Origin of the sequence: Nocardiopsis sp. JB363 (assembly GCF_900143625.1) — a bacterium.
GTDB lineage: Bacteria > Actinomycetota > Actinomycetes > Streptosporangiales > Streptosporangiaceae > Nocardiopsis.
Genome location: NZ_FRFF01000084.1, coordinates 32292 through 58702 on the forward strand (window position 1 = coordinate 32292; position 26411 = coordinate 58702).

The 26411-nt window shown below is 69.1% G+C and carries 28 protein-coding genes; 21 read left to right on the forward strand and 7 right to left on the reverse strand.

Going from position 1 to position 26411, the window contains the following annotated elements; genetic code table 11:
- Positions 1–37 precede the first annotated feature (37 nt).
- From BQ8420_RS12455 to BQ8420_RS12490, 8 genes are all read left to right on the forward strand, one after another.
- Positions 38–1135 carry an ABC transporter substrate-binding protein gene (locus BQ8420_RS12455; RefSeq protein ID WP_087098558.1) on the forward strand — a complete coding sequence of 366 codons (1098 nt, stop codon included), beginning with the start codon at positions 38–40 and terminating at the stop codon, positions 1133–1135.
- A gap of 100 nt (positions 1136–1235) precedes the next feature.
- Entirely contained in the window at positions 1236–1658 is a 423-nt protein-coding gene (locus BQ8420_RS12460; protein WP_235006128.1) for a hypothetical protein, read from the forward strand.
- 196 nt (positions 1659–1854) lie between these two features.
- Positions 1855–2658, forward strand: a complete 804-nt coding sequence (locus tag BQ8420_RS12465; RefSeq protein WP_087098560.1) for an ABC transporter ATP-binding protein — start codon at positions 1855–1857, stop codon at positions 2656–2658.
- Complete coding sequence (locus tag BQ8420_RS12470) at positions 2655–3509, forward strand: ABC transporter permease (protein WP_087098562.1); 855 nt, start codon at positions 2655–2657, stop codon at positions 3507–3509. Before BQ8420_RS12465 ends, BQ8420_RS12470 begins: the two co-directional genes overlap by 4 nt.
- A 29-nt stretch (positions 3510–3538) precedes the next feature.
- A complete protein-coding gene (locus BQ8420_RS12475) occupies positions 3539–4633 on the forward strand; it encodes an ABC transporter substrate-binding protein (protein WP_087098564.1) in 1095 nt (364 codons plus the stop codon).
- Positions 4634–4658: 25 nt separating this feature from the next.
- Entirely contained in the window at positions 4659–5735 is a 1077-nt protein-coding gene (locus BQ8420_RS12480; RefSeq protein WP_087098566.1) for an LLM class flavin-dependent oxidoreductase, read from the forward strand.
- Entirely contained in the window at positions 5732–6418 is a 687-nt protein-coding gene (locus BQ8420_RS12485; RefSeq protein ID WP_087098568.1) for a cysteine hydrolase family protein, read from the forward strand. Before BQ8420_RS12480 ends, BQ8420_RS12485 begins: the two co-directional genes overlap by 4 nt.
- 86 nt (positions 6419–6504) lie before the next feature.
- Entirely contained in the window at positions 6505–6759 is a 255-nt protein-coding gene (locus tag BQ8420_RS12490) for a DUF2795 domain-containing protein (protein ID WP_087098570.1), read from the forward strand.
- A 9-nt stretch (positions 6760–6768) separates the two neighbouring features.
- Here BQ8420_RS12490 and BQ8420_RS12495 read toward each other — a convergent pair whose 3' ends face one another.
- Entirely contained in the window at positions 6769–7725 is a 957-nt protein-coding gene (locus BQ8420_RS12495) for an acyl-CoA desaturase (protein ID WP_087098572.1), read from the reverse strand.
- 430 nt (positions 7726–8155) lie between these two features.
- Here BQ8420_RS12495 and BQ8420_RS12500 point away from each other — a divergent pair, with 430 nt between their 5' ends.
- The 12 genes from BQ8420_RS12500 (at position 8156) to BQ8420_RS12555 (ending at position 20309) form a co-directional block, all read left to right on the forward strand.
- The gene (locus BQ8420_RS12500; RefSeq protein ID WP_087098574.1) at positions 8156–9142 is read left to right on the forward strand and encodes a siderophore ABC transporter substrate-binding protein; all 987 of its coding nucleotides are present in this window, start codon (positions 8156–8158) and stop codon (positions 9140–9142) included.
- Positions 9143–9227: 85 nt separating this feature from the next.
- Complete coding sequence (locus tag BQ8420_RS12505; protein WP_087098576.1) at positions 9228–10217, forward strand: ABC transporter permease; 990 nt, start codon at positions 9228–9230, stop codon at positions 10215–10217.
- Between the two features lie 16 nt (positions 10218–10233).
- Entirely contained in the window at positions 10234–11265 is a 1032-nt protein-coding gene (locus BQ8420_RS12510) for an iron chelate uptake ABC transporter family permease subunit (protein WP_087098578.1), read from the forward strand.
- Positions 11262–12017 carry an ABC transporter ATP-binding protein gene (locus BQ8420_RS12515; RefSeq protein WP_087098580.1) on the forward strand — a complete coding sequence of 252 codons (756 nt, stop codon included), beginning with the start codon at positions 11262–11264 and terminating at the stop codon, positions 12015–12017. The genes BQ8420_RS12510 and BQ8420_RS12515 overlap by 4 nt, the downstream gene beginning before the upstream one ends.
- 51 nt (positions 12018–12068) lie before the next feature.
- Positions 12069–12956: an aminoglycoside phosphotransferase family protein gene (locus BQ8420_RS12520; RefSeq protein ID WP_087098712.1), complete on the forward strand. Its 888-nt coding sequence runs from the start codon at positions 12069–12071 to the stop codon at positions 12954–12956.
- Between the two features lie 103 nt (positions 12957–13059).
- Positions 13060–13713, forward strand: coding sequence for a TetR/AcrR family transcriptional regulator (locus BQ8420_RS12525; RefSeq protein ID WP_087098582.1), 654 nt, complete (start codon positions 13060–13062; stop codon positions 13711–13713).
- Positions 13710–14609: an ABC transporter ATP-binding protein gene (locus BQ8420_RS12530; protein WP_087098584.1), complete on the forward strand. Its 900-nt coding sequence runs from the start codon at positions 13710–13712 to the stop codon at positions 14607–14609. Before BQ8420_RS12525 ends, BQ8420_RS12530 begins: the two co-directional genes overlap by 4 nt.
- On the forward strand, positions 14609–16228 hold the full coding sequence (locus BQ8420_RS12535) for an ABC transporter permease (RefSeq protein WP_087098586.1): 1620 nt from the start codon (positions 14609–14611) through the stop codon (positions 16226–16228). The genes BQ8420_RS12530 and BQ8420_RS12535 overlap by 1 nt, the downstream gene beginning before the upstream one ends.
- 76 nt (positions 16229–16304) lie before the next feature.
- Complete coding sequence (locus tag BQ8420_RS12540) at positions 16305–16892, forward strand: TetR family transcriptional regulator (protein ID WP_087098588.1); 588 nt, start codon at positions 16305–16307, stop codon at positions 16890–16892.
- The gene (locus BQ8420_RS12545; RefSeq protein WP_087098590.1) at positions 16885–17760 is read left to right on the forward strand and encodes an ABC transporter ATP-binding protein; all 876 of its coding nucleotides are present in this window, start codon (positions 16885–16887) and stop codon (positions 17758–17760) included. The genes BQ8420_RS12540 and BQ8420_RS12545 overlap by 8 nt, the downstream gene beginning before the upstream one ends.
- Positions 17757–19328, forward strand: a complete 1572-nt coding sequence (locus BQ8420_RS12550) for a hypothetical protein (protein ID WP_087098592.1) — start codon at positions 17757–17759, stop codon at positions 19326–19328. The genes BQ8420_RS12545 and BQ8420_RS12550 overlap by 4 nt, the downstream gene beginning before the upstream one ends.
- Before the next feature lie 66 nt (positions 19329–19394).
- Positions 19395–20309, forward strand: a complete 915-nt coding sequence (locus BQ8420_RS12555) for an SDR family NAD(P)-dependent oxidoreductase (protein ID WP_087098594.1) — start codon at positions 19395–19397, stop codon at positions 20307–20309.
- Between the two features lie 18 nt (positions 20310–20327).
- Here BQ8420_RS12555 and BQ8420_RS12560 read toward each other — a convergent pair whose 3' ends face one another.
- On the reverse strand, positions 20328–20948 hold the full coding sequence (locus BQ8420_RS12560) for a TetR/AcrR family transcriptional regulator (RefSeq protein WP_087098596.1): 621 nt from the start codon (positions 20946–20948) through the stop codon (positions 20328–20330).
- A complete protein-coding gene (locus tag BQ8420_RS12565; RefSeq protein WP_087098598.1) occupies positions 20945–22471 on the reverse strand; it encodes an FAD-dependent monooxygenase in 1527 nt (508 codons plus the stop codon). Before BQ8420_RS12565 ends, BQ8420_RS12560 begins: the two co-directional genes overlap by 4 nt.
- Positions 22472–22694: 223 nt before the next feature.
- Here BQ8420_RS12565 and BQ8420_RS31895 point away from each other — a divergent pair, with 223 nt between their 5' ends.
- On the forward strand, positions 22695–22853 hold the full coding sequence (locus BQ8420_RS31895; protein ID WP_160049303.1) for a hypothetical protein: 159 nt from the start codon (positions 22695–22697) through the stop codon (positions 22851–22853).
- Between the two features lie 51 nt (positions 22854–22904).
- On the opposite strand, the gene BQ8420_RS12570 is transcribed toward BQ8420_RS31895, so the two are convergent.
- From BQ8420_RS12570 to BQ8420_RS12585, 4 genes are all read right to left on the reverse strand, one after another.
- Positions 22905–23099 (reverse strand): ferredoxin, encoded by a 195-nt coding sequence (locus BQ8420_RS12570; RefSeq protein WP_087098600.1) that lies wholly within the window; start codon positions 23097–23099, stop codon positions 22905–22907.
- Positions 23096–24307, reverse strand: a complete 1212-nt coding sequence (locus BQ8420_RS12575; protein ID WP_087098602.1) for a cytochrome P450 — start codon at positions 24305–24307, stop codon at positions 23096–23098. The genes BQ8420_RS12570 and BQ8420_RS12575 overlap by 4 nt, the downstream gene beginning before the upstream one ends.
- Before the next feature lie 61 nt (positions 24308–24368).
- Positions 24369–24965: a TetR/AcrR family transcriptional regulator gene (locus tag BQ8420_RS12580; RefSeq protein ID WP_087098604.1), complete on the reverse strand. Its 597-nt coding sequence runs from the start codon at positions 24963–24965 to the stop codon at positions 24369–24371.
- A 74-nt stretch (positions 24966–25039) separates the two neighbouring features.
- Positions 25040–25945, reverse strand: coding sequence for an alpha/beta fold hydrolase (locus BQ8420_RS12585; RefSeq protein WP_087098606.1), 906 nt, complete (start codon positions 25943–25945; stop codon positions 25040–25042).
- Positions 25946–26411 lie beyond the last annotated feature (466 nt).

A 26411-nucleotide genomic window follows, 5' to 3' on the forward strand; every position in this document is an offset into this window, starting at 1 on the left:
GCCAGAGGGCCGGCGACGAACGAAAGAGAACCACCCGATGCCCGTCCCTTCCCAGCGCCGCTCCCGACTCCTCGGCCCGGCCGCGGCACTGGCCGCCACCGCCCTCCTCGCCACGGCCTGTGGCGGGGACGGCGACGACGCCCCGGAGGTCGCCGTCGCCATCGACCAGGAGCGGTGCGACACCAACCGGGAGGCCGGGCCGATCACCTTCGTGACCGGCTACCACTACCAGGCCTCCGTCACCCAACTGGAGGTCATCGCCGCCGACGCCCTCGGGTACTTCGACGCCCTGTGCCTGGACGTGGAGATCCAACCCGGCAACGGCGACCTGATGGGCAACGCCCAGTTGGTATCCGCGGGCACCGCCCGTTTCACCGCGATGAGCAACGAGGCCGAGGTCCTCCAGGCGGACACGCGCGACCACGGGATCGTCGGCGTCGCCACGTACGGGCACGTGCCGATCTCCACGCTGCTCACCGGATCCGGCATCGACGACCTCACTGAGTTGGAGGGGCGGACCCTGGGCCACCAGAGCATGCTGCCCGCCCCCGTGGAGGCCATGCTGGTCGAAGCGGGCGTGGACGTCGATTCCGTCGAACAGGTCGAGGCCGGCTACGACCCCTCCGTGCTGCCGCGCGACCAGGTCCAGGCGCTCACGGGTTTCCGTTCCAACGAGCCGCACCGGCTCGACGACCTGGGTGAGGAGTACACCCAGTGGCTGCCCGAGGACTTCGGGGTGGTCGGCTCCTTCGGGGTGATGGTGACCGGCCCCGCCTGGGCGGAGGAACACCCCACCGCCACCGAGGACTTCCTACGGGCCGTCGGCCACGCGTTCGACCACTGCCAGGACGCCGGAGAGGAATGCGTGGGGTACGCCGCCGAACTGGACCAGGCGGGCTACGACACCGAGCACAACCTCAAGGTGTGGGAGACCGAACGCGAACTGGTGGTCTCCTCCACCCCCGAGGGCGAGCCCCGGGGCTTCGTCGACCTCGACCTGACCGAGCGGGAGGCGGGGACCCTCGTGGACAACGGCGAACTCGACGAGATCCCCGAACTGACACCCCTCTTCGACACCCGTTACCTCGAAGCGGTCCACGAGGGCTCCGACCTGGTCTGGCCCGAGTCGAACTGAGGATCCGGGGCGCGGAGATCCTGGCCGCGCCCCGGAAAACGGCCGTTCACATGAGCACAAAGCCAGCACGGCAAGCTTTCCGTGCACTACCGTCCCACTTATGACGGAACTCACACAGGCCCCCTCCGGCCACCCCACACCACCCGTGCTCAAGATGATCGAGGCGCTCTCCACCGAGTGCGGAACACGCCTGTCCCCGCACCGCTTCACCCTGCCCGGTGGCGTCCGGGTCGGGATCGACGGGGCCGACCGCGACCCGCCCAGGGTGCTGGTCCAGGCCACCCGAGCGAGCGGGCGCGTCAAGTCCGCGCATCGCAACAAGGTCATCGCGGACGCCTTCAAGCTCGCCTGGCTGCGGGACTCCCACTTCCCGGACGCGACGCTGATCCTCGCGCTGAGCCCGGACCTCTCCCCCCTCCTCAGCCAGGGGAGTTGGCTGTCCGCGGCCCTCGAACAGAGACGGATTCAAGCGATTCTGGTCGATGACCGCGGAGGAAGCACCCCGCACGATATCCCCCCGTGACCGACCGTTCACCCAACGGTAATGGGGCACTCCTACCTTTGACGGGTCAACGACCCCGCGGGCCGCCGACGTCCTTTGCGCTTCCGCCCGCACTCCCCTTGACGTCCTTGGGACTTCCTACCCGAGCACGCCCCGGAGGGTGCATGGAAACGCATGCCCAGATGAAAAACGCTCCGTCCTCTTGGGCGGACGCACTGTGACCAGCGATGATATCGAGATACGCCACCTCACCAAGCGTTACCGGGGTGGCGCCTACGACAGGCCCGCGCTCCAGGACATCGACCTGGAGATCCCGCACCGCCGCTTCGTCAGCCTCATCGGCCCCAGCGGATGCGGAAAGTCGACCCTCCTACGGGTCATGGCCGGACTCACCGTCCCCGACCACGGCCGAGTGTCCCTCTTCGGCCGTACCCCCCGTGAGATGTGCCGACGCAAGGCGATCGGGCTGGTCCCCCAGACCCCGGCGCTGCTGCCCTGGCTGAACGTCCGCCAGAACATCGCCCTGCCCACCCTGGTCAACCGGCGTCGCGGAACATCGCACGAGTCCACCGACGACCTGCTGCGCGCGGTCGGGCTGGAGGACTCCGCCCACCGGTACCCGCACCAGCTCTCCGGGGGCATGAGCCAACGCGTGGCGATCGCCCGCGCCCTCGGCCTGCGCCCGGACGTACTGCTGATGGACGAGCCCTTCTCCGCCCTCGACGAGTTCACCCGCGAGGCCCTGCGCATGCAGCTCCTGGAGTTGTGGCAGCGGCGGGCCACCACCGTCGTGTTCGTGACGCACTCCGTGCACGAGGCGGTCGTGCTCTCCGACCGGATCGTCGTGATGTCGGCCCGCCCCGGCCGCATCCACGACGTACTCGACGTCGACCTGCCCCGCCCCCGCGAACGCGAGGTCGTCTCGGATTCGCGCACCCACGAGGTGGAGGGTCGGGTCCGTGCGTCGTTACGCAGCGCCTGGAGCTCCGGGATCAACCCCACGGAGCTGGTGGCGCCATGAACACCGAGGTGATCGGCCCCTCGGCCACGGCCACTCCCCCCGACCCCGAGCGGGCTCCGACCGAACGGCGCTTCCGAGGCCGTTCCGTGTTCCACCCCTTCGTGTGGCTGCCCACGACCGTGCTCCTGTTGATCCTCGGCGCCGGGTGGACGGCGGTGGCCGAAGCGCACCCGTACATCCTGCCGAGGCTCGGCGAGGTCGGCAGGACCCTGTTGGAGAACCCCGCGCTGTTCCTCGGGAACGCCTGGGCGACGCTGAGCATCGCCCTGACCGGTGTGGCCGTGGGCGCGGTCTCGGCCTTCGTCCTCGCGGTCCTCATGTCGGAGGTACCGGTGGTCCGCCGTGCCCTCATGCCGATCGCCGTGGTCCTGAACGTCACCCCGGTCGTGGCGATCACCCCCGCGCTGGTGGTCGCGTTCGGCTTCGGCATGGCCCCCAAGGTCATCGTCACCGCGATCATCACGTTCTTCCCGGTCCTCATCAACGTGACGACCGGCCTGAGCTCGGTCCCCCCGACCGTGCTCCAGGTCTTCCAGACACTGAACGCCTCCCGTTGGGAGGTCCTCTTGCGACTACGGCTCCCCGGCAGCCTGCCCTACACACTGGCCGCCCTCCGAGTCGTCCTGCCGCTGTCCGTGGTCGGCGCGGTGGTCGCCGAGTTCGTCGCCGCCGGTTCCTCCGGCGGCCTCGGGACCATGATCCGCAACTCCGCCTCCACGGCCCGCCTCGACTTCGTCTACGCCGCCGTCACCTGCCTGGCGGCGATGGGACTCACCATGCTCGCGCTGGTCACGGCGATCGAACACCGAGTGCTGTTCTGGCACGAGTCCCGACGACATTCCTCCGGATGAACCCCACAGAGAACGGAAAACCCCCCACGATGACCCCCCTGAACCGTCCGATCCGTCCCGGACTCCTCTCCGCGGCACTCCTCACGGTCGCCCTCCTGGCCTCGGCGTGCGGCCAGGAAACACCCGAGCAGGGCGCGTCCGCGGCCGTCATCGACAACGACCGCTGCATGGACAACCAGCGGGCCGGGACGATCACCTTCGTCACCGGCTACCACTACCAGGCCTCCGTCAGCCAGCTGGAGGTCATCGCGGCCGAGGCCATGGGTCTGTTCGAGACGCTCTGCCTGGACGTGGAGATCCAGCCCGGCAGCGGCGACGTGATGGGCAACGCCCAACTGGTATCGGCCGGGACCGCCCACTTCACCCCCGCCGGCAACGAGGCCGAGATCGTGCAGGCCAACGAACGCGACCACGAGGTCGTCGGCATCGCCACCTATGGGCACGTGCCCATCTCCACCCTCCTCACCCAGCAGAACGTGGAGCACCTCACCGATCTGGAGGGGCAGACCCTGGGTCACCAGAGCATGCTGCCCGCCCCGGTGGAGGCCATGCTGGTCGAGGCCGGTGTGGACGTCGACACCATCGAACAGGTCGAGGCCGGCTACGACCCCTCCGTCCTGCCACGCGACCAGATCCAGGCGCTCACCGGTTTCCGCTCCAACGAACCGCACCAGCTCGACGCCATGGACGAGAAGTACACCGAGTGGCTGCCCGAGGACTTCGGAGTGGTCGGCTCCTTCGGGGTGATGGCCACGAACCCCGAGTGGGCAGAGGAACACCCCACCGTCGTCGAGGACTTCCTGCGCGCCGTCGCCCGGGCCTTCGACCACTGCTCGGAGAACGGCGAGGAGTGCGTCGGGTACGCCGCCGAGCTCGACGAGGCCGGATACGACACCGAGCACAACCTCAAGGTCTGGGACACCGAACGCGAACTCGTGGGCGGCTCCACCCCGGACGACCAGGTCAACGGCTACATCGACCTCACCATGACGGCGGAAGAGGCGGAGACCCTCAAGGACAGCGGCGAACTGGACTCGGTGCCGGACCTGGAACCCCTGTTCGACCCCCGCTTCCTGGAAGCGGTCCACGTGGCGACCGAGGTCGTCTGGCCCGGCGACGAGTGAACCCGAGAGGAACCGAGGTACCACGATGACGAACACCACGACGCCCGGGACCGAGTACGGGATCTTCCTGCCCATCGGCAGCGGCGGTTGGATCGTGTCCGAGACGGCGCCCCACCCGAAGTCCGACTACGCCTACAACCGCCACTCCGCCGCCCTCGCCGAGGAGCACGGCTTCGACTTCATCATGTCCATGGGCAAGTGGCGCGGATACGGCGGCGCCACCGGCCACTGGGACCACACCCTGGAGTCGATGACGATGATGGCGGGGCTGGCCGAGGCCACCGAGCGGGTCGGAGTGTGGGCGACCATCCACGCCAACATCTTCCACCCGGCCCTGGCCGCGAAGATGTTCACCACCCTCCAGGAGATCAGCGGCGGACGCGCCGGGATGAACATCGTCGTCGGTTCCTACGCCGACGAGTTCCGGCAGATGGGTCTGTGGCGTGAGGACATGGAGCACGCCGACCGTTATCGGTACACCGAGGAGTGGGCCACGGCGCTGCGCCGCCTGTGGACCGAGGACTCGGTGACGCTGAACGGCGAGTTCTTCGACTTGGAGGACTGCCGTTCCCTGCCCCACCCCGCCTCGCCGCCGACCATCATCGGCGCCGGACGGTCCCCCGCGGGGCTGGCCTTCCAGGCCCGTCACTGCGACGGGTCGTTCCTCACCGCCCAGGACCTGCCCGGGCTCCGCGACGCGTGCCGGCGGGTGCGCGCCGAGTCGGCCCGGGAGGGCCGCACCATTCGCACCTACTCGATGCTCACCGTGATCATGGACGACAGCGACGCCGCCGCCGAGGCCCGTCGCCTGGAGTACGGCCGTGGCGCCGACATCCAGGCCATCGTCAACATGAAGCGTTCCTGGGGACTTCCCCCGGACAAGGCCCTGTCGCTGACGGCCGAGCGCCCGGAGGACGAGGCGTTCCAGACCCCGTTCGTGACGGGGTCGCCCGCCACGGTGGCCAAGAGGATCAACGAGATCGTCGCGGAGGCCGAATTGGACGGGCTGATGCTGATCTTCCCCGACTACCACGCGGACCTCGCGGCGTTCGGCGAACGTGTGATGCCGATGCTGCGCTCCACGGCGGAGGCGCCTGCGTGAGCATCGACGTCGCCGATGGGACCGGGCGCCCCCGCCCGGTCCCATCGGCGCGGGAGGAGGCCGCGCTGGTGGTCGTGGACGTCCAACGGGACTTCTGCGACCCCGGCCAGCTCCCCTGGCTGGACGAGGAGGCGCGGTCCCGGGTGTCAAGCGCCGTCACCCGGGTGTCCTGGCTGGTCGAACGGGCTCGCGCCACCGGTGTGCGTGTGGTCTGGGTGCGGCTGGAACAGGACCCCGAATCCCCTTGGTGGTCCTCGCTCTGGCTCCGGGGGCTCCTCGATGCCTCCACCGCCGGACGGCTTTCGCGGGAACCCTGCGTGGCGGGGACCACCGGCGCGGAGTGGTTCCGGGTCTCCCCCGCCCCGGGCGAGGACGTAGTGGTCAAGCGACGCTACTCGGCCTTCCACGGCACCGGACTGGACGTGCTGCTGCGTTCCCGAGGGATCACCTGGTTGGCGGTGTGCGGTCTGACCACCGACTGCTGCGTGGACGCCACCGTGCGCGACGGATTCCAGGCGGGTTACCGCACCTTCCTCATCGCCGACGCCACCGCCTCCTACCTTCGCGAGTCCCAGGAGCACACCCTGTCCGTGCTCGCGAAGCACTCCGCCTCGGTGGTCACGGCCGACACCGTGGCCCAGGTGTGGGAACGCGCGCGATTGAGCGGCGGTGGCACAGGGTAGCCCCACCGTTGTCCGTGCGGGTCCGGTCGATCCCGCTCCTCGGGGCGGTGCGACCGGGCCCTTCCACCATTTGGGGGGGGGCAGTGATGGGTGTCGAACGCGGTTTGGAGGGGCTCCGGAACGTCCTGGAAGGTATGCGGTTCCCGGTGACACGGGACGCGGTGGTCAACGCCGCCCTGGACGCGGAGGCGGACGAGGAGATGGTGAGCGCCCTGCGGGCCATGCCGGCCGCCGAGTTCAACGAGGCGAACGAGATCCTGCGCGCGGTGCCGTTGCCGGAGACCGAACCGGACTCGCATACCGAGGCGGCCCGCGTCCGCGAGCGTGACCAGGACGCCTGAGCCGGCACTTCAGCTTCGGGCGGGTGTGCTCGCGCGCAGGGTGGCACCCGCTCGGTGCAGGTGGGTGAGCGCCTCCGCGTGCGAACGGACGAAACCCGTCTCGTGGTAGGGCACCCCGATCTCCGCGCAGTAGTCGCGCACGATCGGCTGCGCCTTCGCCAGATGAGGGCTGGGCATGTTCGGGAACAGGTGGTGCTCGATCTGGTAGTTGAGCCCACCGAGCGCCAGGTCGGTGAAGGCCCCACCTCGGACGTTGCGCGAGGTCAGTACCTGCTTGCGAAGGAAGTCGAGTTTCTCGCCCTTCTTCAAGGTCGGCATCCCCTTGTGGTTGGGCGCGAAGATGCAGCCCAGGTAGACCCCGAACAGGCCCTGTTGGATCACGATGAACACGACCGCCTGGAGCGGATCCAGGACCACGAAGACCACCCCGAGGTAGAGCACGAAGTGGGCGGCCAACAGCACACCCTCCAGAACACGATGCTTGGTGGAGGGGCGCAGCAACGCGCGCACACTCCCGTAGTGGAGGTTGAGCGCCTCCAGCAGCAGGACCGGGTAGAAGAGGAAGGCCTGATACCGGCCGAAGAACGCAGGAAGGCCCCGGGCCCGATCCGCCTGGTCCTGGGACCACACGAACAGTTCCGCTTGAACATCGGGGTCGAATTCCTCGTGGTTGGGGTTGGCGTGGTGCCGGGTGTGCTTGTCCTGCCACCACCCGTAGCCCAGGCCGATCCCGAGGTTGCCCACGAGTCGACCCACACCCTCGCTGAGGCGACGACCGTCGAAGATCTGTCGGTGCGCGAGTTCATGGGAGACCAGCCCTACCTGGCCGAACACCACCGCCAGGGCGACGGCGGTGACCAGTTGCCACCATGACGCCCCGATGAGAACGAAGGCCGTCCACCCACCGACGTAGGCCAGAGCGATGAGTGTCAACCGGATCGTGAAGTAGACGGGCGTGCGTTCCATGAGCCCGGCTTCACGGATCCGCAGGGAGAGCCGCGAGAAATCGCTACCCCTTCTGCTCTTCGGTGGTGCCGTGCTGCCTTCTGGCATAGGACCGCTCTTTTCCTGGGAGACCCGGCGTCGACCGGTGGCCTCCGACGTTAGTCGGTGTGAGCGCGCGAAGCCATGGAACCCGTACGTCACACAAGAGGGGCGCCTGCACCCGTGTTTCTCGGCGACACGTACTTTGCTACCCGCGGGTCGCTCGGAACATTCCTTCGCCGGTGGTGGTGGCGCGGTGTTCGGTCGACCGGACGAGCACCGGACCGTCGGCGAACTCGCTGGTCAGAGCGGCATGAAATGAGGAGAAGGTCTCAAAAGGGGATCCCCCGCCCACTCCACAAGAAGGTTAGGTTAGGCTCCCCTACGTCAAGAACTCGTAAGGGAGACCTCCATGAAGCCCGTCCGTCCGTTCGCGGCACTCTCACTGACCCTGGCGTCCCCCCTGGCCCTCTCCGCCTGCTCCGCGGGCCAAGAGGAGACCGAAGACGCCGCCGCATCGAGCGGCACCGTCGAGGTCGAGGACAACAACGGCACGCAGACGGTCAACACCCCGCCCGCCTCGGTGGTCGCCACCGACAACCGCACCTTCGAAACCCTCTCGGACTGGGGCGTGGAACTGTCCGCCGGTGCCGTGTCGCTCATGCCCGACACCATCGACTACACGCAGGACGAATCGATCATCGACCTCGGCTCGCACCGGGAGCCCGACCTCGAAGCGATCGTCGCCGCCGAGCCGGACCTGGTCGTCAACGGACAGCGCTTCGCCCAGTACCACGACGACCTCGCCTCCCTGGTGCCCGAAGCGACCATCCTCGAACTGGACCCGCGTGAGGGCGAGCCCTTCGACGCCGAACTCAAGCGCCAGACCACCGTGCTGGGCGAGGTCTTCGGCAAGCAGGACGAGGCCGAGCAGACCATCGCCGACTTCGACGCTTCGGTCGAGCGGGTCAACGAGGTCTACGACGAGGACGCGACCGTCATGGCCGTCACCACTTCCGGCGGCGAGATCGGCTACCTGGCCCCGAGCGTGGGACGCACCCTCGGCCCGGCCTTCGACATCTTCGGGCTGACCCCGGCCCTGGAGGTCGACGGCTCCAGCGACGACCACCAGGGTGACGACATCTCCGTCGAGGCGATCGCCGACTCCGACCCCGACTGGATCCTCGTGATGGACCGCGACGCCGCCGTCGCCGCCGACGAGGAGGGCTATGAGAACGCCGAGAACATCCTGTCGAGCTCCGAGGCGCTCTCGAAGGTGACCGCCGTGGAGGACGAGCAGATCGTCCACATGCCCGTCGACACCTACACCAATGAGGGCATCCAGACCTACACCGAGTTCTTCAACGCCTTCGCCGACGCCCTGGAGACGCAGGCTTGATCCGGCTCCACTACCCGCCTCGTCCCGGCGGTGACACCGTGAGCGTCACCGCCGGGACGAGCCGCCGCAGGAAGGTCACCGGAACATGACCACCGCGACCTCGGCCCCGTCGCGTTCCCGGGACAAGGGCCGGCTCTTCGACTGGAAGTTGCTCATCGGCGTCGCCGTCGTGGGCGCACTGCTCGTGCTGTCGCTGCTCACCGGCGTGTACGACGTCTTCGGCGCCGACGACGGCGACGAGATGTTCGCGATCACCCGCATTCCGCGCACGATCGCCCTCGTCCTCGCCGGCGCCGCCATGGCGATGTCCGGCCTGGTCATGCAGCTGCTGACGCAGAACCGCTTCGTCGAACCGACGACCACCGGCACCACCGAGTGGGCCGGACTCGGCCTGCTCACCGTCATGATCCTGCTGCCCGGCGCGAGCATCACCACCCGCATGGTCGGCGCCGTCATCGCGGCGTTCATCGGCACGATGGTGTTCTTCCTCTTCCTGCGCCGCGTCACCCTGCGGTCCTCGCTCATCGTGCCGATCATCGGCATCATGCTGGGCGCCGTCGTCAGCGCGGTGTCCACCTTCATCGCGTTGCAGACCGACATGTTGCAGAACCTCGGTGTGTGGTTCGCCGGCAGCTTCACCTCGGTACTGCGGGGCCAGTACGAGATGCTGTGGATCGTGGCCCTGGTCGCCCTCGCGGTGTTCCTCGTCGCCGACCGGTTCACGGTCGCCGGCCTGGGCCAGGAGATCTCCACCAACGTCGGCCTGAACTACAACCGCGTCATCCTGCTCGGCACCGGACTCATCGCGGTGGCGACCGGCGTGGTGACCGTGATCGTGGGCAACCTGCCCTTCCTCGGGCTCATCGTCCCCAACGTCGTCTCGATGCTGCGCGGCGACGACCTGCGCGGCAACCTGCCGTGGGTGTGCCTGCTGGGCATCGGGATCGTCACGGTATGCGACCTGATCGGCCGGACCATCATCATGCCCTTCGAGGTGCCGGTGTCCCTCATCCTCGGGGTCGTCGGCGCCGTCGTGTTCATCCTTCTCCTGTTGAGGCAGCGTCGCCGTGGCTGAGACGACCCTTTCCCGTGTGACCGAACCGCTCGCCGCGCCGCCCTCGGAACGTTCCTCGCGCACCCTGGCCACACCGCGCGCCCGACGCCGCTACCGGATCATCGTCACGGTCCTGTCGGTGCTGGCGGTCGGGTTCGCCTTCGGGCAGCTGGCCTGGGACAACCCGATGCCGGTGGGCTCGGACGGCTTCTGGCGCATCGCGGAACTACGCGCCACGAACCTGGTGATCATGGCCGTGGTCGCGATCTGCCAGGCCGTCGCCACGGTCAGCTTCCAGACCGTCACCAACAACCGCATCATCACCCCGTCGATCATGGGGTTCGAGGCGCTCTACACCGCCATCCAGACCGCCGCCGTGTACCTCCTGGGCATCGCCGGAATCATGGCGGTCCAGGGTGTCTCGCAGTTCCTGCTCCAGATCACGCTCATGGTCGGCTTCTCGATGTTGCTGTACGGGTGGCTGCTGTCCGGCAGGTACGGCAACATCCAGATCATGCTGCTGATCGGCATCATCATCGGCGGTGGCCTCGCCTCGGTCTCCACCTTCATGCAGCGGCTGCTCACACCCAGCGAATTCGACGTGCTGGCCGCCCGGCTCTTCGGCAACATCGCCAACGCGGACGCGTCCTACCTGCCGATCGCGGTGCCGCTGTGTCTGATCGCCACCGCCCTGCTGTGGGCGAGTTCGCGGCGCCTGAACATCGTGGCGCTGGGACGTGACGCGAGCACGGGACTGGGCCTGAACCACCGCCGCGAGACCATGCGCGTGCTGTTCCTGGTGTCGATCCTGATGGCCGTCTCCACGGCGCTCATCGGCCCGATGACCTTCCTGGGCTTCCTCGTCGCGACGCTCGCCTACCAGTTCGCCGATACCCACGACCACCGGTACGTCTTCCCGGTCGCGGTGCTGACCTGCTTCGTCGTACTCAGCGGCGCCTACTTCGTCATGCGGAACATCTTCTACGCCAACGGCGTGGTCTCGATCATCATCGAGCTCGTCGGCGGGCTGGTGTTCCTGTTCGTCATCCTCAGAAAGGGCCGGCTGTGATCACCCTGACCGGTGTGCGCAAGGAGTACAGCAGCGAGGTCGCCATCGGCCCCGTCGATCTGCGAATCCCCAAGGGCGGGGTGACCGCGTTGGTCGGCCCGAACGGCGCGGGCAAGTCGACACTGCTGACGATGATCGGTCGGCTGCTCGGTATCGATCAGGGCACCATCGACATCGCCGGCCACGACGTGACGAAGACTCCGTCCAAGGACCTGGCCAAGGTCGTCTCGATCCTGCGCCAGGAGAACCACTTCGTCACCCGGCTGACGGTGCGCCAGCTCGTCGCGTTCGGTCGTTTCCCCCACTCCAAGGGGCGGTTGACCGTGGCCGACGAGGAGGTCGTCAGCCGGGCCATCGACTTCCTCGACCTCACCGACCTGGAGCACCGCTACCTCGACCAGCTGTCGGGCGGGCAGCGTCAGCGCGCCTACGTCGCGATGGTCCTGTGCCAGGAAACCGAGTACGTGCTGCTCGACGAGCCGCTCAACAACCTCGACATGCGCCACTCGGTGCAGATGATGAAGCACCTGCGCCGCGCCGCGCGGGAACTGGAGCGCACGATCGTGATCGTGCTGCACGACATCAACTTCGCCGGCCACTACTCCGACCACATCTGCGCGGTCAAGGACGGTGCCGTCGTCGAGTTCGGCACACCCGACCAGATCATGACCGACGAGGTGCTCACCCGGGTGTTCGAGACCCCGGTGACCGTCGTCGAGGGGCCGAACGGACCGCTCGCGGTCTACTACTGAGCCCCGGCTTCGGGCACGGGAGGCGCGTCTCCCGTGCCCGATACTGGGATGATGCGCACCCCCGAAGCCGAAGTCGACGTCACCCCCGAACTCGTCCGGGCGCTCCTACGTGAACAGCACCCCGACCTGGCCGAACTCCCCATCGAGCCCGTCACCAACGGGTGGGACAACGCGCTGCTGTCCCTGGGCGAGGACCTGTGCGTGCGCATGCCCCGCCGCGCGGTCGCCGCCCACCTGGTCCTCAACGAACAACGGTGGCTCCCCGAGATCGCCACGCGCGTCGATGTTCCCGTGCCCTCCCCGTTCCGTGTGGGCCGCCCCGGCCACGGCTACCCCTGGAGCTGGTCGGTCAACCCGTGGTTCCAGGGCCGCACCGCCGCCGAGGTCTCACCCGTCGACCGGGGTCCCCTCGTCGAACCCCTGGCGCTCTTCCTCTCCCGGCTGCACGTCCCCGCACCGCCCGAGGCCCCGCGGAACCCGGTTCGCGGCGTGCCACTGTGGGAACGCCACGAGCGGATGTCGCGACGCCTCGGCGCCTCCGACCACTCTCGGGCCGGCGAACTCCTCGACCTGTGGCACGACCTGGTCGACACCCCGGTCTGGGAGGGCCCGGCCCTGTGGCTGCACGGCGACCCGCACCCCGCCAACGTCCTGGTCGACGACGCGAACGGGCTGGCGGCCGTCCTGGACTTCGGCGACCTCACCTCCGGCGACCCGGCCACCGACCTCGGTACCGCCTGGATGACCTTCGAGGCCCCCGACCGCGTCCGTTTCCGGGCCCGTCTCGACGAGCTCGCCGGCGTCGACGAACACACCTGGACCCGCGCCCGCGCCTGGGCGGTCGTCTACGCGTCGGTGCTCATCACCGGTACCGCCGACAACCCCCTGTTGGCCGCGATCGGCGAACACACCACCGCCCAGGTCCTCAAGGACGACTGACCCCCGGGACCACATCCAGGTCGATCACCGGATCTCGGCGGGCCCGCGCGACCAGCGGCTACACGTTCTTATAGTTCACTACACAAACGTGTAGCATGAAGTCATGGACATCGACCGCCTCACCAACGAAGACCTCACCGGACGGGCGCGGATCCGCGACGCCGCACTGAAGGTCTTCGCCGAACGCGGGGTCAAAGGGGCCACCGTGCAGCTCATCGCCGCAGCGGCCGAGGTCTCCACCGGCCTGATCCGCCACCACTTCGGTTCCAAGGAAGGGCTGCGGCGGGCCTGCGACGAGTACGCGATCGGCACCCTCCTGGATCAGGCGCGGCGGGCCCTGGAGGAGGACACCGCCGCCCCCGGGTTCCTCGACTCGATGTACCGGGCGAGTGGTTCGAGCACCCGCTACCTGGCCCGCGCACTGGTGGAGGACTCCCCCGCCGCCGCAGACCTCTTCGACACCGGCGCGGCGCTCGCCGAACGCTTCCTCACCGAACAGGACCCCGACCGTTACCCGGCCGGAGCCACGACCACCGAGGACACCGCCACGGTCATGGGAGCCATGCAGTTGTCCACCCTCGCCCTGCACACCCACATCGGCCGTCGTATGGGCGTCGACCCCCTCGACCCCGCCAACACCCCGCGCCTGGTCGCGGCCATGGTCGAGGTCCACTCGGCCACCCACGCGTTCCTCTCCCAAGGGGGAGGGCGTCCCATCTCCGACGAGGCCACGAGCCCGTGGAAGGAGGAACCTTGACCACGACCGAGGCCATCCGCGTTCGCGGACTCCTCAAACGCTTCGGCCGCGCCACCGCACTGGACGGCCTGAACCTGACCGTACGAACCGGGGAGGTCCACGGCCTCCTGGGACCCAACGGGGCCGGAAAGAGCACCGCCCTGCGTGTCCTGCTCGGACTGACCCGCGCCGACGCGGGCAGCGTGAACCTGCTCGGCGGCGACCCGTGGTGGGACACCGCGACCCTGCGGCGGCGCCTCGCCTACGTGCCGGGGGACGTCGCCCTGTGGCCGGGCCTGTCCGGTGGTGAGACGCTCGACCTGCTCGGCCGCCTACGCGGTGGCATCGATGAGCGCAGGCTCACCGAACTCGTGGACCGCTTCGCGCTGGACACCCGTGTCCGTGGGCGTGCCTACTCCAAGGGCAATCGGCAAAAGGTCGCCCTGGTGGCCGCGCTGGCCGCCGACACCGAACTCCTCGTCCTGGACGAACCCACCTCGGGCCTGGACCCGCTCATGGAGGAGGTGTTCCGCCGCAGCATCACCGAAGAACGCGACAGGGGCCGTACCGTACTGCTCTCCAGCCACATCCTTTCGGAGGTGGAGGCTCTCTGCGACCGTGTCTCCATCGTCCGTGCCGGACGCACCGTCGAGAGCGGCACCCTCGTCGACCTCCGGCACCTGTCCCGCGTCACCGTCACCGCCGTTCTCACCTCCTCGCCCAGCGCGTTGGCGGACCTGGCCGGGACACACGATCTGGAGGTGTCGGGCGATCGGGTGCGTCTGCTCGTCGAACCGCGCTCCCTGACGGAACTGTGCTCCCGGTTGGCGTCGCTGGGGGTCCGTGACCTCACCGCGCACCCACCGTCCCTGGAAGAACTGTTCCTGCGCCACTACGACACCACCGGGGGCACGTGATGACCTCGATCGTCACCCGTCGCTTCGGAGGTTCGTCGACCGGAGCCGGTCTCCTGGCCCGGGAGATCCCGCGCAGGGAACGGGTCCTGCTCACGGCGTGGGTGCTGTCCACGATCGGTCTCGTCCTGGGCGGTGTGGCCGCCGCCGGAACCACCTATCCGACCGCGGCCGACCGGGCGGACCGATGGGAACAGCTCCAGCAGATCCCCATGTTCGTCCTGTTCCAGGGGCGGGCGTTCGCCGACACCGCCGAGGCGCTCGCCGCCCAGCAGGCCTTCGCGGTCGGGACCCTGTGCGCCGCTCTGGGCGCGGTGCTGCTGGTCGTTCGCACCACCCGCGCGGAGGAGGCCTCCGGAAGGCGCGAGCTACTCGGCGGCCTTCCTCTGGGCCGACACGCGGATCTGGCCGCCGCCCTGATCGTGGCGCTGGGTGCGGGTGTCGTGATCGCCGCCGCGATCGCGGCCGGCCTGGTGGTCACCGGCGCACCCGCCACGGGTTCCACCGCGTTCGCGCTGGTGATCGGTTCCTCGGTGTGGGTGGGTGCGTCCCTAGCCGCCGTGGCCGTCCAGGTCACCACACGTACCGGAGCGGCGTTCGGGTTGGCCTTCGGCGCCTTCTACGCCCTGCACCTCCTGCGCGGACTCGGTGCGATGGCGGGCGGCGAAGGCCTCTGGGCGACCTGGCTGGTGCCGAACGGATGGTTGGAGAACGTTCGTCCCTTCGCCGACGAGCGATGGTGGGCGTTGCTGCCCGTACCGATCTGGACCGCGGTGATGGTGGCGGTCGCCTTCGTGCTCGTGGACCATCGCGACCTGGGCGCAGGGCTGTTCCCCGGCCGGACCGGAGCCTCCCGGGCCGCACCTTCCCTCCGCTCGGTATTCGCTCTGGCCCTACGTTCGGAGCGATCCTCCCTCTTCCTGTGGTCGACGATGATCGCCGGATGCGGCCTGGCGATGGGGTACGTCGGCTCGGGGGCGATGGCGGAATACGCGGACACGGCCTGGGTTCGAGCGATGGGCGTCAGCTTGGGGGTGGAGCCGGCGCGGGTCTTCTTCGTCTACACGGTGTTCGTCTTCGTGTTCCCGATCGCGGCCCAAGCCGTGTCGGCGACCCTGCGTCCACGCCGAGAGGAGGTCACGGGAACGGGCGAACTCCTGCTGTCCGGCCCCGTGGAACGCACTCGCTGGGCGGTGGCGCACCTGGTGGTCGCCTTGGCCTGTCCCACCGTGCTCCTCTCCGTGCTGGGCGTCGCGGTCGGCACAGGGTCCGTCCTGGGCACCGAGGGCACCGCCGGCGACATCATCCGCTTCACGACGTTCACGCTGTCCTTGGCCCCGGCCGTGTGGGTGCTCGTCGCCGTCACCTTCCTGGCCTTCGGAGCGGTCCCGCGCCTGTGCGCGGTGCTCGGCTGGAGCGCGTTGGCCCTGGGCGTCCTGGTCGAGATCGCGGTCAAGACCGGCACGGTGCCGGAGTCCCTGTTCCTGCTCACCTCGCCGTTCGCACACGTCAACCCCTACTACCGAACGAACGATGCCGCTCCCCTGATCCTCGCCCTCCTGGCGCTGTCGCTCATCGCTCTGGGGACGTGGGCTCTACGGCGTCGGGACATCCCGGCCTGAGCACCGGACGCGACCGGGGCCGGACGGCACCGGCCCTCCAATATGTTATGAACTAACATGTTGGAGAGGCGAAGCCATGACGAACTGGCACGAGCGCAAACGAGAACGCACCCGGAAAGCCCTACAGGAGGCGGCCTTCCGGCTCTTCATCGAACACGGCTACGAGGCCACGACCGTGGAACGGATCGCGGCCGAAGCGGGTGTCTCCCACATGACGTTCTTCCGGTACTTCCCCACCAAGGAGGACGTGGTCCTCCATGACGACTACGACCCCCTCCTCGAAGAGCTGGTACGCGCCCAGCCGCGCCGGCTCCCTCCGCTGCGACGTGTGCGCGACGCGGTCCTGAGCGTGTTCCCGGCCGTCTACGCCCAGGATCGGCGGGCCCTGTACCTACGTTCCCGGTTGCTGCTGACCACCCCCACCCTGCGCTCCCGGATGCCCGAAAGCCTGCGTGGCTCACAGGACGCCTTCGAGCGAGGGCTCGGCGACCCTTCCGGGGCCGAGCCGCCGTCACTGGTGGCGAGGGTGGTGGCGTCGGCCTGCGTCGCCGCGCTCACCACCGCGATCACCGCCTGGGTGGAGAACGACGGCGACACCGACCTGATCGCGCTCGTGGAAGAGGCCTTCGACGCGCTCGAAGCACCGGGGGCCGACGATGGCTGAGCGCCGAACCGAGGACGTCGTCTCCGTCGCCGATCTACGGGTGCGCTACAGAGGGACGCGTGAGTACGCGGTGCGGGGCATGGACTTCACCGTGGGCCGGGGCGAGATCTTCGGTTTCCTCGGTCCTTCGGGTGCCGGCAAGACCACGGTCCAACGGGTACTGACCCGGCTCCTGCCCCACCACGAAGGCCGGGTGAGCGTGTTCGCGCGTCCTTTGTCGGAGTGGGGCAGGGACTACTACGAGCGGATAGGCGTGGGGTTCGAACTACCCGCCGAGTTCACCCGGCTCACCGCGAGGGAGAACCTGGAGGTGTTCGCCTCCCTGCACGGCGGCCCCACGTCGGGGATCGACGAGATCCTGGACCGCGTCGCTCTGGGCGAGGCCGCGCACCGTCGGCTGAGCACGTTCTCCAAGGGCATGCGGATGCGTCTGAGCCTGGCCCGAGCCCTGCTGCACCGACCTCGGCTGCTCTTCCTCGACGAACCGACCTCGGGCCAGGACCCGGTCCACGCGGCCCTCCTGCGCGAAATCATCCGAGCCGAGGCGGATCGCGGCACCACGGTCTTCCTCACCACCCACGACATGCGCACGGCCGAAGAGCTGTGCGACCGCCTGGCCTTCGTCGTCGACGGCAGGATCGTCGCCCTGGACACTCCCATGGGTTTCCGTCTACGCCACCGTGAGCCCGGCGTCGTCGCCGAGTACTCGTGCGAGGGCCGCACACGACGGCGGGTCTTCGACCTCGCCGCGCTGAGACCCGACGGCGAACTGTCCGCCCTCGTGGACTCGGGCGTCGTCACGACCCTGCACACCCGCGAGGCCACACTCGACGAGGTCTTCGCGGCGGTCACGAAGGTGCGGCTGTGACACGGCTCCTCGGCGCCTGCGTCGTGGAGGCCAAGGTGGCGCGACGGTACGGCATCGTGGCGATCGCCGCGATTCTCGCCGTGCTCTGGACCGCTCTATTGGCTGCCCTTCCCGCGTCGACCGCGGTGGCGGTGGCGCCGTACCTGCTGTTCCTCGACACCGCGGGCTTCGGGGCGTTGTTCGCCGTGGCCCTGCTGATGTTCGAGCGGGTGGAGGGCACGGACGCGGCACGCGCGGTCACCCCCGTCGGCCCTGGTACGGCCACCGTCGCGCGCGTCCTGGTCCTCACCCTCGCGGCCGTCGCCATCGCGGTCCCGGTGACCATGGTGGTACCGACCGGTGACCGGTTCTGGAGCGCGCTCGGACTCACCACGGCCGGAGTCCTGCTCACGTCCGTCCTGCTGGTGGGGGTGTGCCTGGGTCTGGGAGCACGTACCCGCACCCTCCAGGGCGCCCTCCTCGTCATCGCGCCCGCCCTGGTTCCACTCATCGTCGTCCCCGTGCTGCACATGACCGAGATCGTTCGGATCCCTATGTTGTGGGCCGTACCCACCACGGCGGGCGCCGAGTTGATCCACCACGGCGCGACCGGACAGGTGGGCGCGTCGGGAGGCCCCGGCATGATGCTCGCGCTGCCGTACGCCCTGGGGTGCGCGGTGGCCGTGTGTCGATGGGCGGCCATGGCCCCCGCTGAGCCCACCGGCGGAGCACCACGGCGGCACGGATCCGTGTCGAAGACGGCCCGCGAGCCGAAACCGGACCGTGTCCGGGATCGAGGTGCCACAGGACGGCGCGGCCACGTGCGCGCGGGCTCCGCGTCGCCGTCCGGGAGGAAGCGCCACCCGCTCCTGGGACTGGTCCGATGGGAACTGGTCGGCGTGCGACGCGACCCCCTGTTGACGATCATCGTCCTGGTGCTCGTCCCCCTGTTCCTGGCGCTCCGGTGGGCCTACCCCGTACTCGTCGAGTACCTGTGGTCGGCCCACCGATTCGACCTCCTGCCCCACGCCCCGGCCGTCTTCGGCGCTCTGCTCCTGCACGTTCCCCTGATGGTGGGGGCCGCCGTGGCGTTGCGCGTGGTGGAGGACGTCGACGACCGGATCCTGCTGCTCCTGCGGGTCTCCCCGCTTTCGCCCACCGCCTACTTCGGCTTCTGGTCGGGGACGGCGGCCCTGCTCACCCTGGTCGGCCTGTTGCTCTCCGTGCCACTGTCGGGGTTGGCGCCGGAGTGGTCTCCCGGGCTGGTCACGGCCGTGGCGTTGGCGACGTCGGTCGCGCCGCTGGTCGTGTTGACCACCACGGCCTTGGCGAGCAACAAGGTGGAGGCACTGGTGGTGCTGAAGGGTGCGGCCGCCGTTTCGATCCTGGTTCCGTCGCTGCTCTGGATACTGCCCGCGTCTTGGGGGACACCGCTGCTCGTCCTACCCCCCGCCTGGGCGTTCCTGGCCCTGACCAGGTCTCCGACCGACGCCGTCTTCGCCACGTCGATCCTGATCGGCGGGCTGTCGACCACCGTGATCGTCTCCCTCCTGCTCGCGCGACGCATAGGTTCCCGACTACGGTCCTGAGACCACGACGCCACGTGAGGCCGGTGTCGAGCCACCCGAGTCCGACCACCACCACAGGAGATCGTCGTGCCCCGAACCTCCCTCACCATCGCCATCACCGGGGCCAACTCCGGGATCGGCCTTCGCGCGGCGGAACGACTCGCCGCCGAAGGACACCGCGTTCTCGCCCTGTGCCGCGATCCGGCCCGGGGCGAGAGGGCCTTGGAACGCATCAACGACAGAGCCACCGTCGCGGCACGGCTCGTCGTCACCGACCTCTCCGATCCCGCGTCCATCGAGGCCGCCGCGCGCCACCTCGGCGCGACCCTGGACCGACTCGACGTCCTGATCAACAACGCGGCGATCTTCGACCAGACGATGCGCGTGCCCCGGTTCACCCCGGAGGACCACGAACTCGTCTGGGCCACCGACCACCTGGGGCCGCACAGGCTCACCGCCGCCCTCAGCCCGCTCATGGCCGCCGCCCCGGTACCGCGCCTGCTGACCATCGCCAGCAAGGGTCTTGTCGCGATGCCGTGGACCAGGATCCGCTTCGACGAACTCGACTCCCCACGCTGGTACAGCCCGACCAAGGCGTACTACCACGCCAAACTCGCCCAGGTCATGACGAGTCTTCGGATCGCCCAGCACGCTCGTGGCTCCGTCGACGTGGTCTGTCTCCGGGTTCCGTCCGTACGCCTGGACCCTGATCGGATGGCCTCGATGCCGCGTGTACTGCGAACGCTGTACGCCCCCAAGAACCAGGTGGCGCTTTCCCCGGAACGCATGGCCCGGACCTATGCCCGCCTGTCCACGCGGCAGGACGCCCTGAACGGCCGAACCGATGGCGAGACGGCCGACCGGAACCCATTGCGAGGCGTCTACCTGGACGAACGATGCCGTCCCGTCCCCCTGCCCCCGTCCGCCCGTGATGGGGACGCCCGGGAACGCCTGTGGCGGGTCAGTCAGGAGCAGACCGGCCACCCGGAGTGGGCTTGGTGAGGCCGACCGCGACGACGATCAGCCCTTGTCGTGTGTCGGGGGAAGCAGACCCACCTGTCGGTAGACCGACCGCAGGTACCGTTCCGCCCGCCCCCGGTCCAAGGGCTCCGGTTGCAGGACACGGTAGACGACGGCGCCGACCATCATGTCGATGAGCGCGTCGAAGTCGGCGTCGGCGTCAACCGATCCCTCCTGCACCGCGCGTTCCAACAGGAGCGCCGCGGCCCGGCGGCGAGGCAGGATGTAGTGCTCCCAACTGGCCTCCATGATGCGGGGATGCGTGTGGGTCGTTCCCAACATCCGTGCCAGCAGGGCGCGGAACCCGGGTTCGGCGATGAGTGCGGCGGAGGCCGGCAGGGAGTGTTCGATCGCCTCCGCGACGCTCACCGTGTCGTCCACCGATCGCTCGGGGTGATCCCCTCGCCCGTGTTCGATGGCCTGGGCGATCAGTTCCTCCTTGGAGGACCCGCGCCGGTAGACCGTCGGCTTGCCGACCCCGGCGCGCGCCGCGATGGCCTGTATGGAGGTGCCCTCCACCCCCTTCTCCAGGAACAGCGCCAAGGCCGCGTCCAGGATCGCCCGGTCGGTCGCCGGGTCGCGCGGCCGCCCACGCCGGGGAGGCTCCGGTCGGGTGGTCATCGGGTCCGCCCTTCGTTCAGCAGACCGTCCAGTACACGTCCGATCCGGTCGTCTCCGGGACGACCGCGCCAGAGCAGGTGTCCGTCGGGACGGACGAGCAGAAGGTCGCGGAGCCCCGAGGAGCGGGGGGTGAGCACGGTGACGTCGTTCCCGAGACGCTCCCGGACGATGTCCGCCCCACCCGGTTCCCGCGTGGGTGCCAGCAGGACCCAGTGCGAGCCGAGTTCACCGTGCAGTCGGGTCGGTTCGCCGTCCTCTCCCAGGCACGGCAGGTCCGGAACCCGATCGCCCGGACCGGGGCGTTTCGAGGGCGACGACGGGCGTCGTCCGCCCAAGGGGCCCTTGCGGTAGCTCACGCTCAGCTGCGAGGCGATCGAGGTCGCCCAGCGTTGGACCGCGGGCAGGTCGATGACCTTGAGAAGAACGTGCTCGCGGAGGTAGCGCAGCACCCTTCCCTCTCCCAACTGAAGGCGGGAGTTGGCCGTGGTGGTGCGCAGCACGACTTCGGCCAGCGGCCGCCGCTCGGCCTGGTAGGTGTCCACCAGAGCCGATTCCGCTATTCCGCGCAGGACCAGGGCGAGCTTCCAGGCGAGGTTCTCCGCGTCCCCGATGCCCGTCAGCATCCCCTGCCCGCCCATGGGCGAGTGGATGTGCGCGGCGTCCCCGGCGAGCAGGACCCGGCCCCGGCGGTAGGAGTCGGCCAGCCTTCGGTGGATGCGAAAGACCGAGGTCCAGGTGGCGTCGAGTACACGTGCCTGATCGATGTGCGTACGTTCGGGGAGCAGGGTGCGCAGCCGTTCGAGGATCTCCCCCTCATCGGGACGTTGCTCTCCGAGTCCCGGAACGTAGGCCATCAGACGCCAGAGCACACCCTCACCGGCGGGGTCGCGCATGGGCAGGGCGCCGAGGACACCGTCGCGGTGCAGCCACCCGTAGGAGCCATCGGGCTCCAGTGACCAGTCCATGTGCACGTCGGCGAGCAGCCAGGTGTCGGCGATGGGGGCTCCGGGAAAGGCCTCGCCGACGAGCTTGCGCGTGGCGGAGTGGGCCCCGTCCGCGCCCACGAGCCAGCACGCCCGGATCGGGTCGCCGTCCTCCACGGAAGCGACCACCCCGTCGGGGTCCTGCCGGATCCCGACCAGTCGCGTACCCCACCGCACCGAACCGCCCAGGTCCGCCAAGCGCTCCCGCAGGACCCTCTCGACCTCGGATTGGGGGGTGAGGAGCGCGGGGCGGCTGGTGCGCAGGCCGACGTCCCCGAAGCGCACCACGGAGACCGGTTCACCGGCCACATGCACCTTGATGGTCAGTGCGGAGATCGCCTGTTCGGGCAGATTCCCCAAGGCTCCCAGGCGGTCGAGCACCTCGGCTCCCCGCGCGTGCAGGAAGTTCGCCCGGGAGCTCCACGAGGGGCTCTCAGCGGTGTCGATCACCCGCACGGAGACACCTTGGAGCATGAGCGCGCACGCGGTGGTCAATCCCGTGGGGCCGGCGCCCACCACCAGGACTTCGGTGTCGTACATGGCCGCCTCTTTTTATTAACGGAACGGTACCGTAAATATATTAGGCCCCGGGTGGGCGAGTACGTCAAGGCCGCACTCACCCGCACGGACGCCGCAGAGTGTCCCGGAAGGCCCGTTCAATACATCCGCACCGGCAGTTCGGCCAGGCCACGCGCCGGGCCGCCAGGCCGGTGGGGTGTGCGGGTGGAGCAGGGCCAAGTCCGGAAAGCGGCTCAGCAAAGAGGTGAACCAGCGGGAGTTCGACCCCGACCTCTACCCGAGCATCCTCGATCTGACGATCAGCACGACCGCGGCCGGTCTCACTTGTGCCGCGCATCCGGCACGAAGGACCGATCGACCGGGGATCGACACCGAGCACGCGGGCACCTCCGCGGGTCCCTGACTCGACGGCGAGGCGACCGACCCGAACGGAACATGAACCCGACCACCGCCCTCAGTCGGTGATGGTGATCGCTCCCGAAGGACAAACGTCGGCGGCCTGCTCCACCCGGGTACGCAGTGCGGGTGGGGGCACGGGCTCGGACAACACGACCCGCCCGTCCTCCGGGTCCTGGTCGAAGACCTCGGGGGCGGTCAGCACGCACATCCCGGCGCCCACGCACACCGTCCGGTCCACCCGCACCCTCACCCCGACCCACTCCCCCAGGTGACCGGGAGCCGGTGGACACCGTAGATGGCCATGTCCTCTCGCGTGGGCACCTCGCTCTCAGGCACCGCCATCCGGAGTGTGGGAAACCGGGTGAGCAGTGCGGGCAGGGCCACCCGCATCTCGACCCGGGCTAGTTGTTGGCCCAGGCACTGGTGGATCCCATGACCGAAGGCGAGGTGTCCGCCGGCCGACCGGTGCGGATCGACCGTGTTCGGTTCGGGGAACACCTTCGGGTCGCGGTCGGCCGCGGCGATCGACACCGTGACGGTTTCCCCCGCCCGGATCCGGTGCCCGCCCAGTTCCAGATCCTCCAGCGCCGTCCGCAGCGTGTGGGGAACGATGCTCAGGTACCGCAGCAGTTCCTCGACGACGCGGGGACCGCTGTCCGGTTCGTCACGCAGCGCCTCCGCCTGCTCGGGGTGGGTCAGCAGGTGGAAGGCGCCCAGGCCGATCATGTTGGCCGTGGTGTCCAGCCCCGCCCCGAGGAGTAGGAAGGCGATGTTGGTGAGTTCGTCCTCCTCCAGTTCGCCCCCCGCGACAAGCCCGCCGAGAAGGTCGTCGGTGGGCTCTGCGCGTTTGTCGTCCACCAGTCGCTTCAGGAAATCCTGCATCGCGACGAAGGCGGCCATCTTGTCCTCCCTGGAGGAGTCCACCCGGGAGACCGCCGCCACGGTCCGTTGGAACCGGTCCACGTCCCCTTCGGGAACCCCTAGGAGCTCGCCGATGACGAGGGCGGGTACCGGTGAGGCGTACGCCTCCACCAGGTCCAGCGGCGGGCCCTGGTGTTCCATCCGGTCGAGGTGTTCTTCGGTGATCTCCTCGACGCGCGCGGTCAGCCGGCGCATCCGCCGGACGGTGAACTGCCCGGTGAGCAGCCGACGGTAGCGGGTGTGCTCGGGCGGGTCGTGGCTGAGGAACATACCGCGTGGCGCCGGTCGGGGCGGCGCGGTGACGTCCGTCCCCGGTGAGGGGTCGTGCCGGATCTCGTTGCGGGTGCTGAACCGGGGGTCGGCCAGGACCTGTCGGACCTGCGCGTGCCCGGTCACCAGCCAACCGGTGTGGCCGTCCGGGTAGGCCAGTCGGCTGACCGGGTCCTCGCCGCGCAGCCTGGCCAGCTCCACGGGAGGGTCGAAGGGTGTCGGGCGTTGTGTGGGCAGTGGGGTGGGCCGGGTGGTGTGCTCGGTCATCTTCGGATCTCCCCTGGAACTCATCGGTCACCGACTCGGGTCGCGGACACGGCCCGCGGGTTCATGGGCGGAACCTCGTCTCGTGGAGCACGGCGAGGAAGAACTCCTCGGCCTCACGCACCGTGCCACCCTTGGGGTGGGTGTTCAGGTGAATCACGACCGCACCGGCGAGGATCTGCCGAACGACCTCCAGATCGGTGTCCTGCGGGAACCGGCCGCGCTCCTTCTCCTTGCGCAACACCTCGCGGATCACCGCGTTACGCGGCTCGACGCTGAGCTCCCTGAACACCGCGGCGAACTCCGGCTGGTCGTGTCCCGCGGGCATCAGGCGCAGTGTCAGACTGCGGATCCGCTCGTTCTCGGGCGCCTCCAACGACCGGGCCCACCAACCGAGCAGTTCCTCGATGTCCCGTGGTTCGGGTATCTCCTTCGGTCGGAACCCGAAGGTCCAGTGGATCGCCGCGATGTGCAGTTCGGTTCGATCGCTGTAGCGCCGATAGACCGTCGGCCGGCTCACCCCGGCGCGTTTGGCGACCTGGTCGATGCCCGCGCCGTCGATACCCGCCTCGATCAGCAGGTCCGAGGCGGCCTTGAGGATGGCCTCGTCGGCCTCACCGCTTCGGGGACGGCCGGGTCTGGACGGGCTCGGCTGTGTCATACCAAATAATTTACATGACACATCTGTAATGAATCAAGGCCGGAAGTCGGCCATGAAAGCCTCCCCCACCCCGATCAGTCGGCCGGGTCGGCTTCCTCCACCGGCGCGTCGGCCCGGGTGACCAGGCCGCGGATCCGCTCGGAGAACTCGTAGGGGGCCAGGTGACCCGCACCCTCCAGCACGTCCACGTCGGTGTTCAGGAACCGCCTGGCCGGGCCGTGCAGACGCGCCGGCGAGAAGAACACGTCGTCCGAGCCGGTCGCCACGGTGACGTTCTTCCTCTGCCAGGCCAGCAACGACTCGGCCGGCAACGGCCCCGGCGCCAAGCTGGTCCGACAGTACCTGCCCACCATCGTCATCCAGGACGCGAACGGGTGGACGGGGTACCGGAAGTCGGGTCCGCTCATGAAGTTCAACAGCCGGGTGCTCTTGTCCTCCCTCGGACCGATCATCCACGGCAGGGTGACCCGCATGAGCTCCGGGGAGGTCGCCGGTGGGGTCAGCCCCGCCGCCCCCACCAGCACCATCCCCTTGACCAGGGGACTCGGCTCGGCCGCCAAGGCCACGGCGGCGCCCAGGGAGTGTCCCAGGACGATCGCGGGGCGATCCACGAGCCGGGGCAGCACCTCGTCGAGCCAGTCCCCGTAGGCCTGGGCACGGTGGCCGCGAGGGCGTTTACCGCAGCTCAGACCCGGTTGTCCGGGCAGGTCCACCAGGATCACGTCCCGCTCGGCGGACATGTCGGAGGCCGGCGAGGCGCTCAGAGCGCTATTGAAGTTGGTACCGCTGAGCACCACCACCGGGGCGCCGGGACCACCCTCGAAACGGAAGGCCCGGGTGGGTCCGATGGACGTGGAGAGCTCGGGCAGTGACCGGAGTCCGGGCAGTTCCGCAAGGCGTGCCTCGCACCAGTCGCGTACGGTCCGCTCCGCGGCCTCCGACCGGTAGACGCGCGCGCCGTGGAAGGTGGTCTCGGTCATCAGGCACCTGATTTCGGGTAGGGGTCGCCCTTCGCCGACCAGTCTTCCCGGCACACCTGGTCAGGAACTCTACGCCCACGAGCTGGCCCCGGCCACCCCAAGGGGAATTCAGGACCCGCTCGCGGACAAACGGTTACTTTAACCTGTCCAGAAGCTATATTGGCACCAGCGCCCATGGGATTCTCCGGCCTGCCCGCAACAGGGGCAATTCGGCCGGAACTGGACATAATCGTCTCCATCAACGACTATGGGCGCGGCGTCACACGACGCCACAGGTGTGCCGGGAAGACTGGTCGGCGTCCTTACCGACTCATGTCACCGGAGCCCGACACCATGACGCCGAACCATCCCGAGCTGTCACGCAGCCTGCGCAGAGCTCGATTCTCGGAACCGTCCGAACTACCGGACGAACATGGTCTCCCCCTCGGCACCAACGGCTACACCACCTCTTGGGGCACCAACGCAC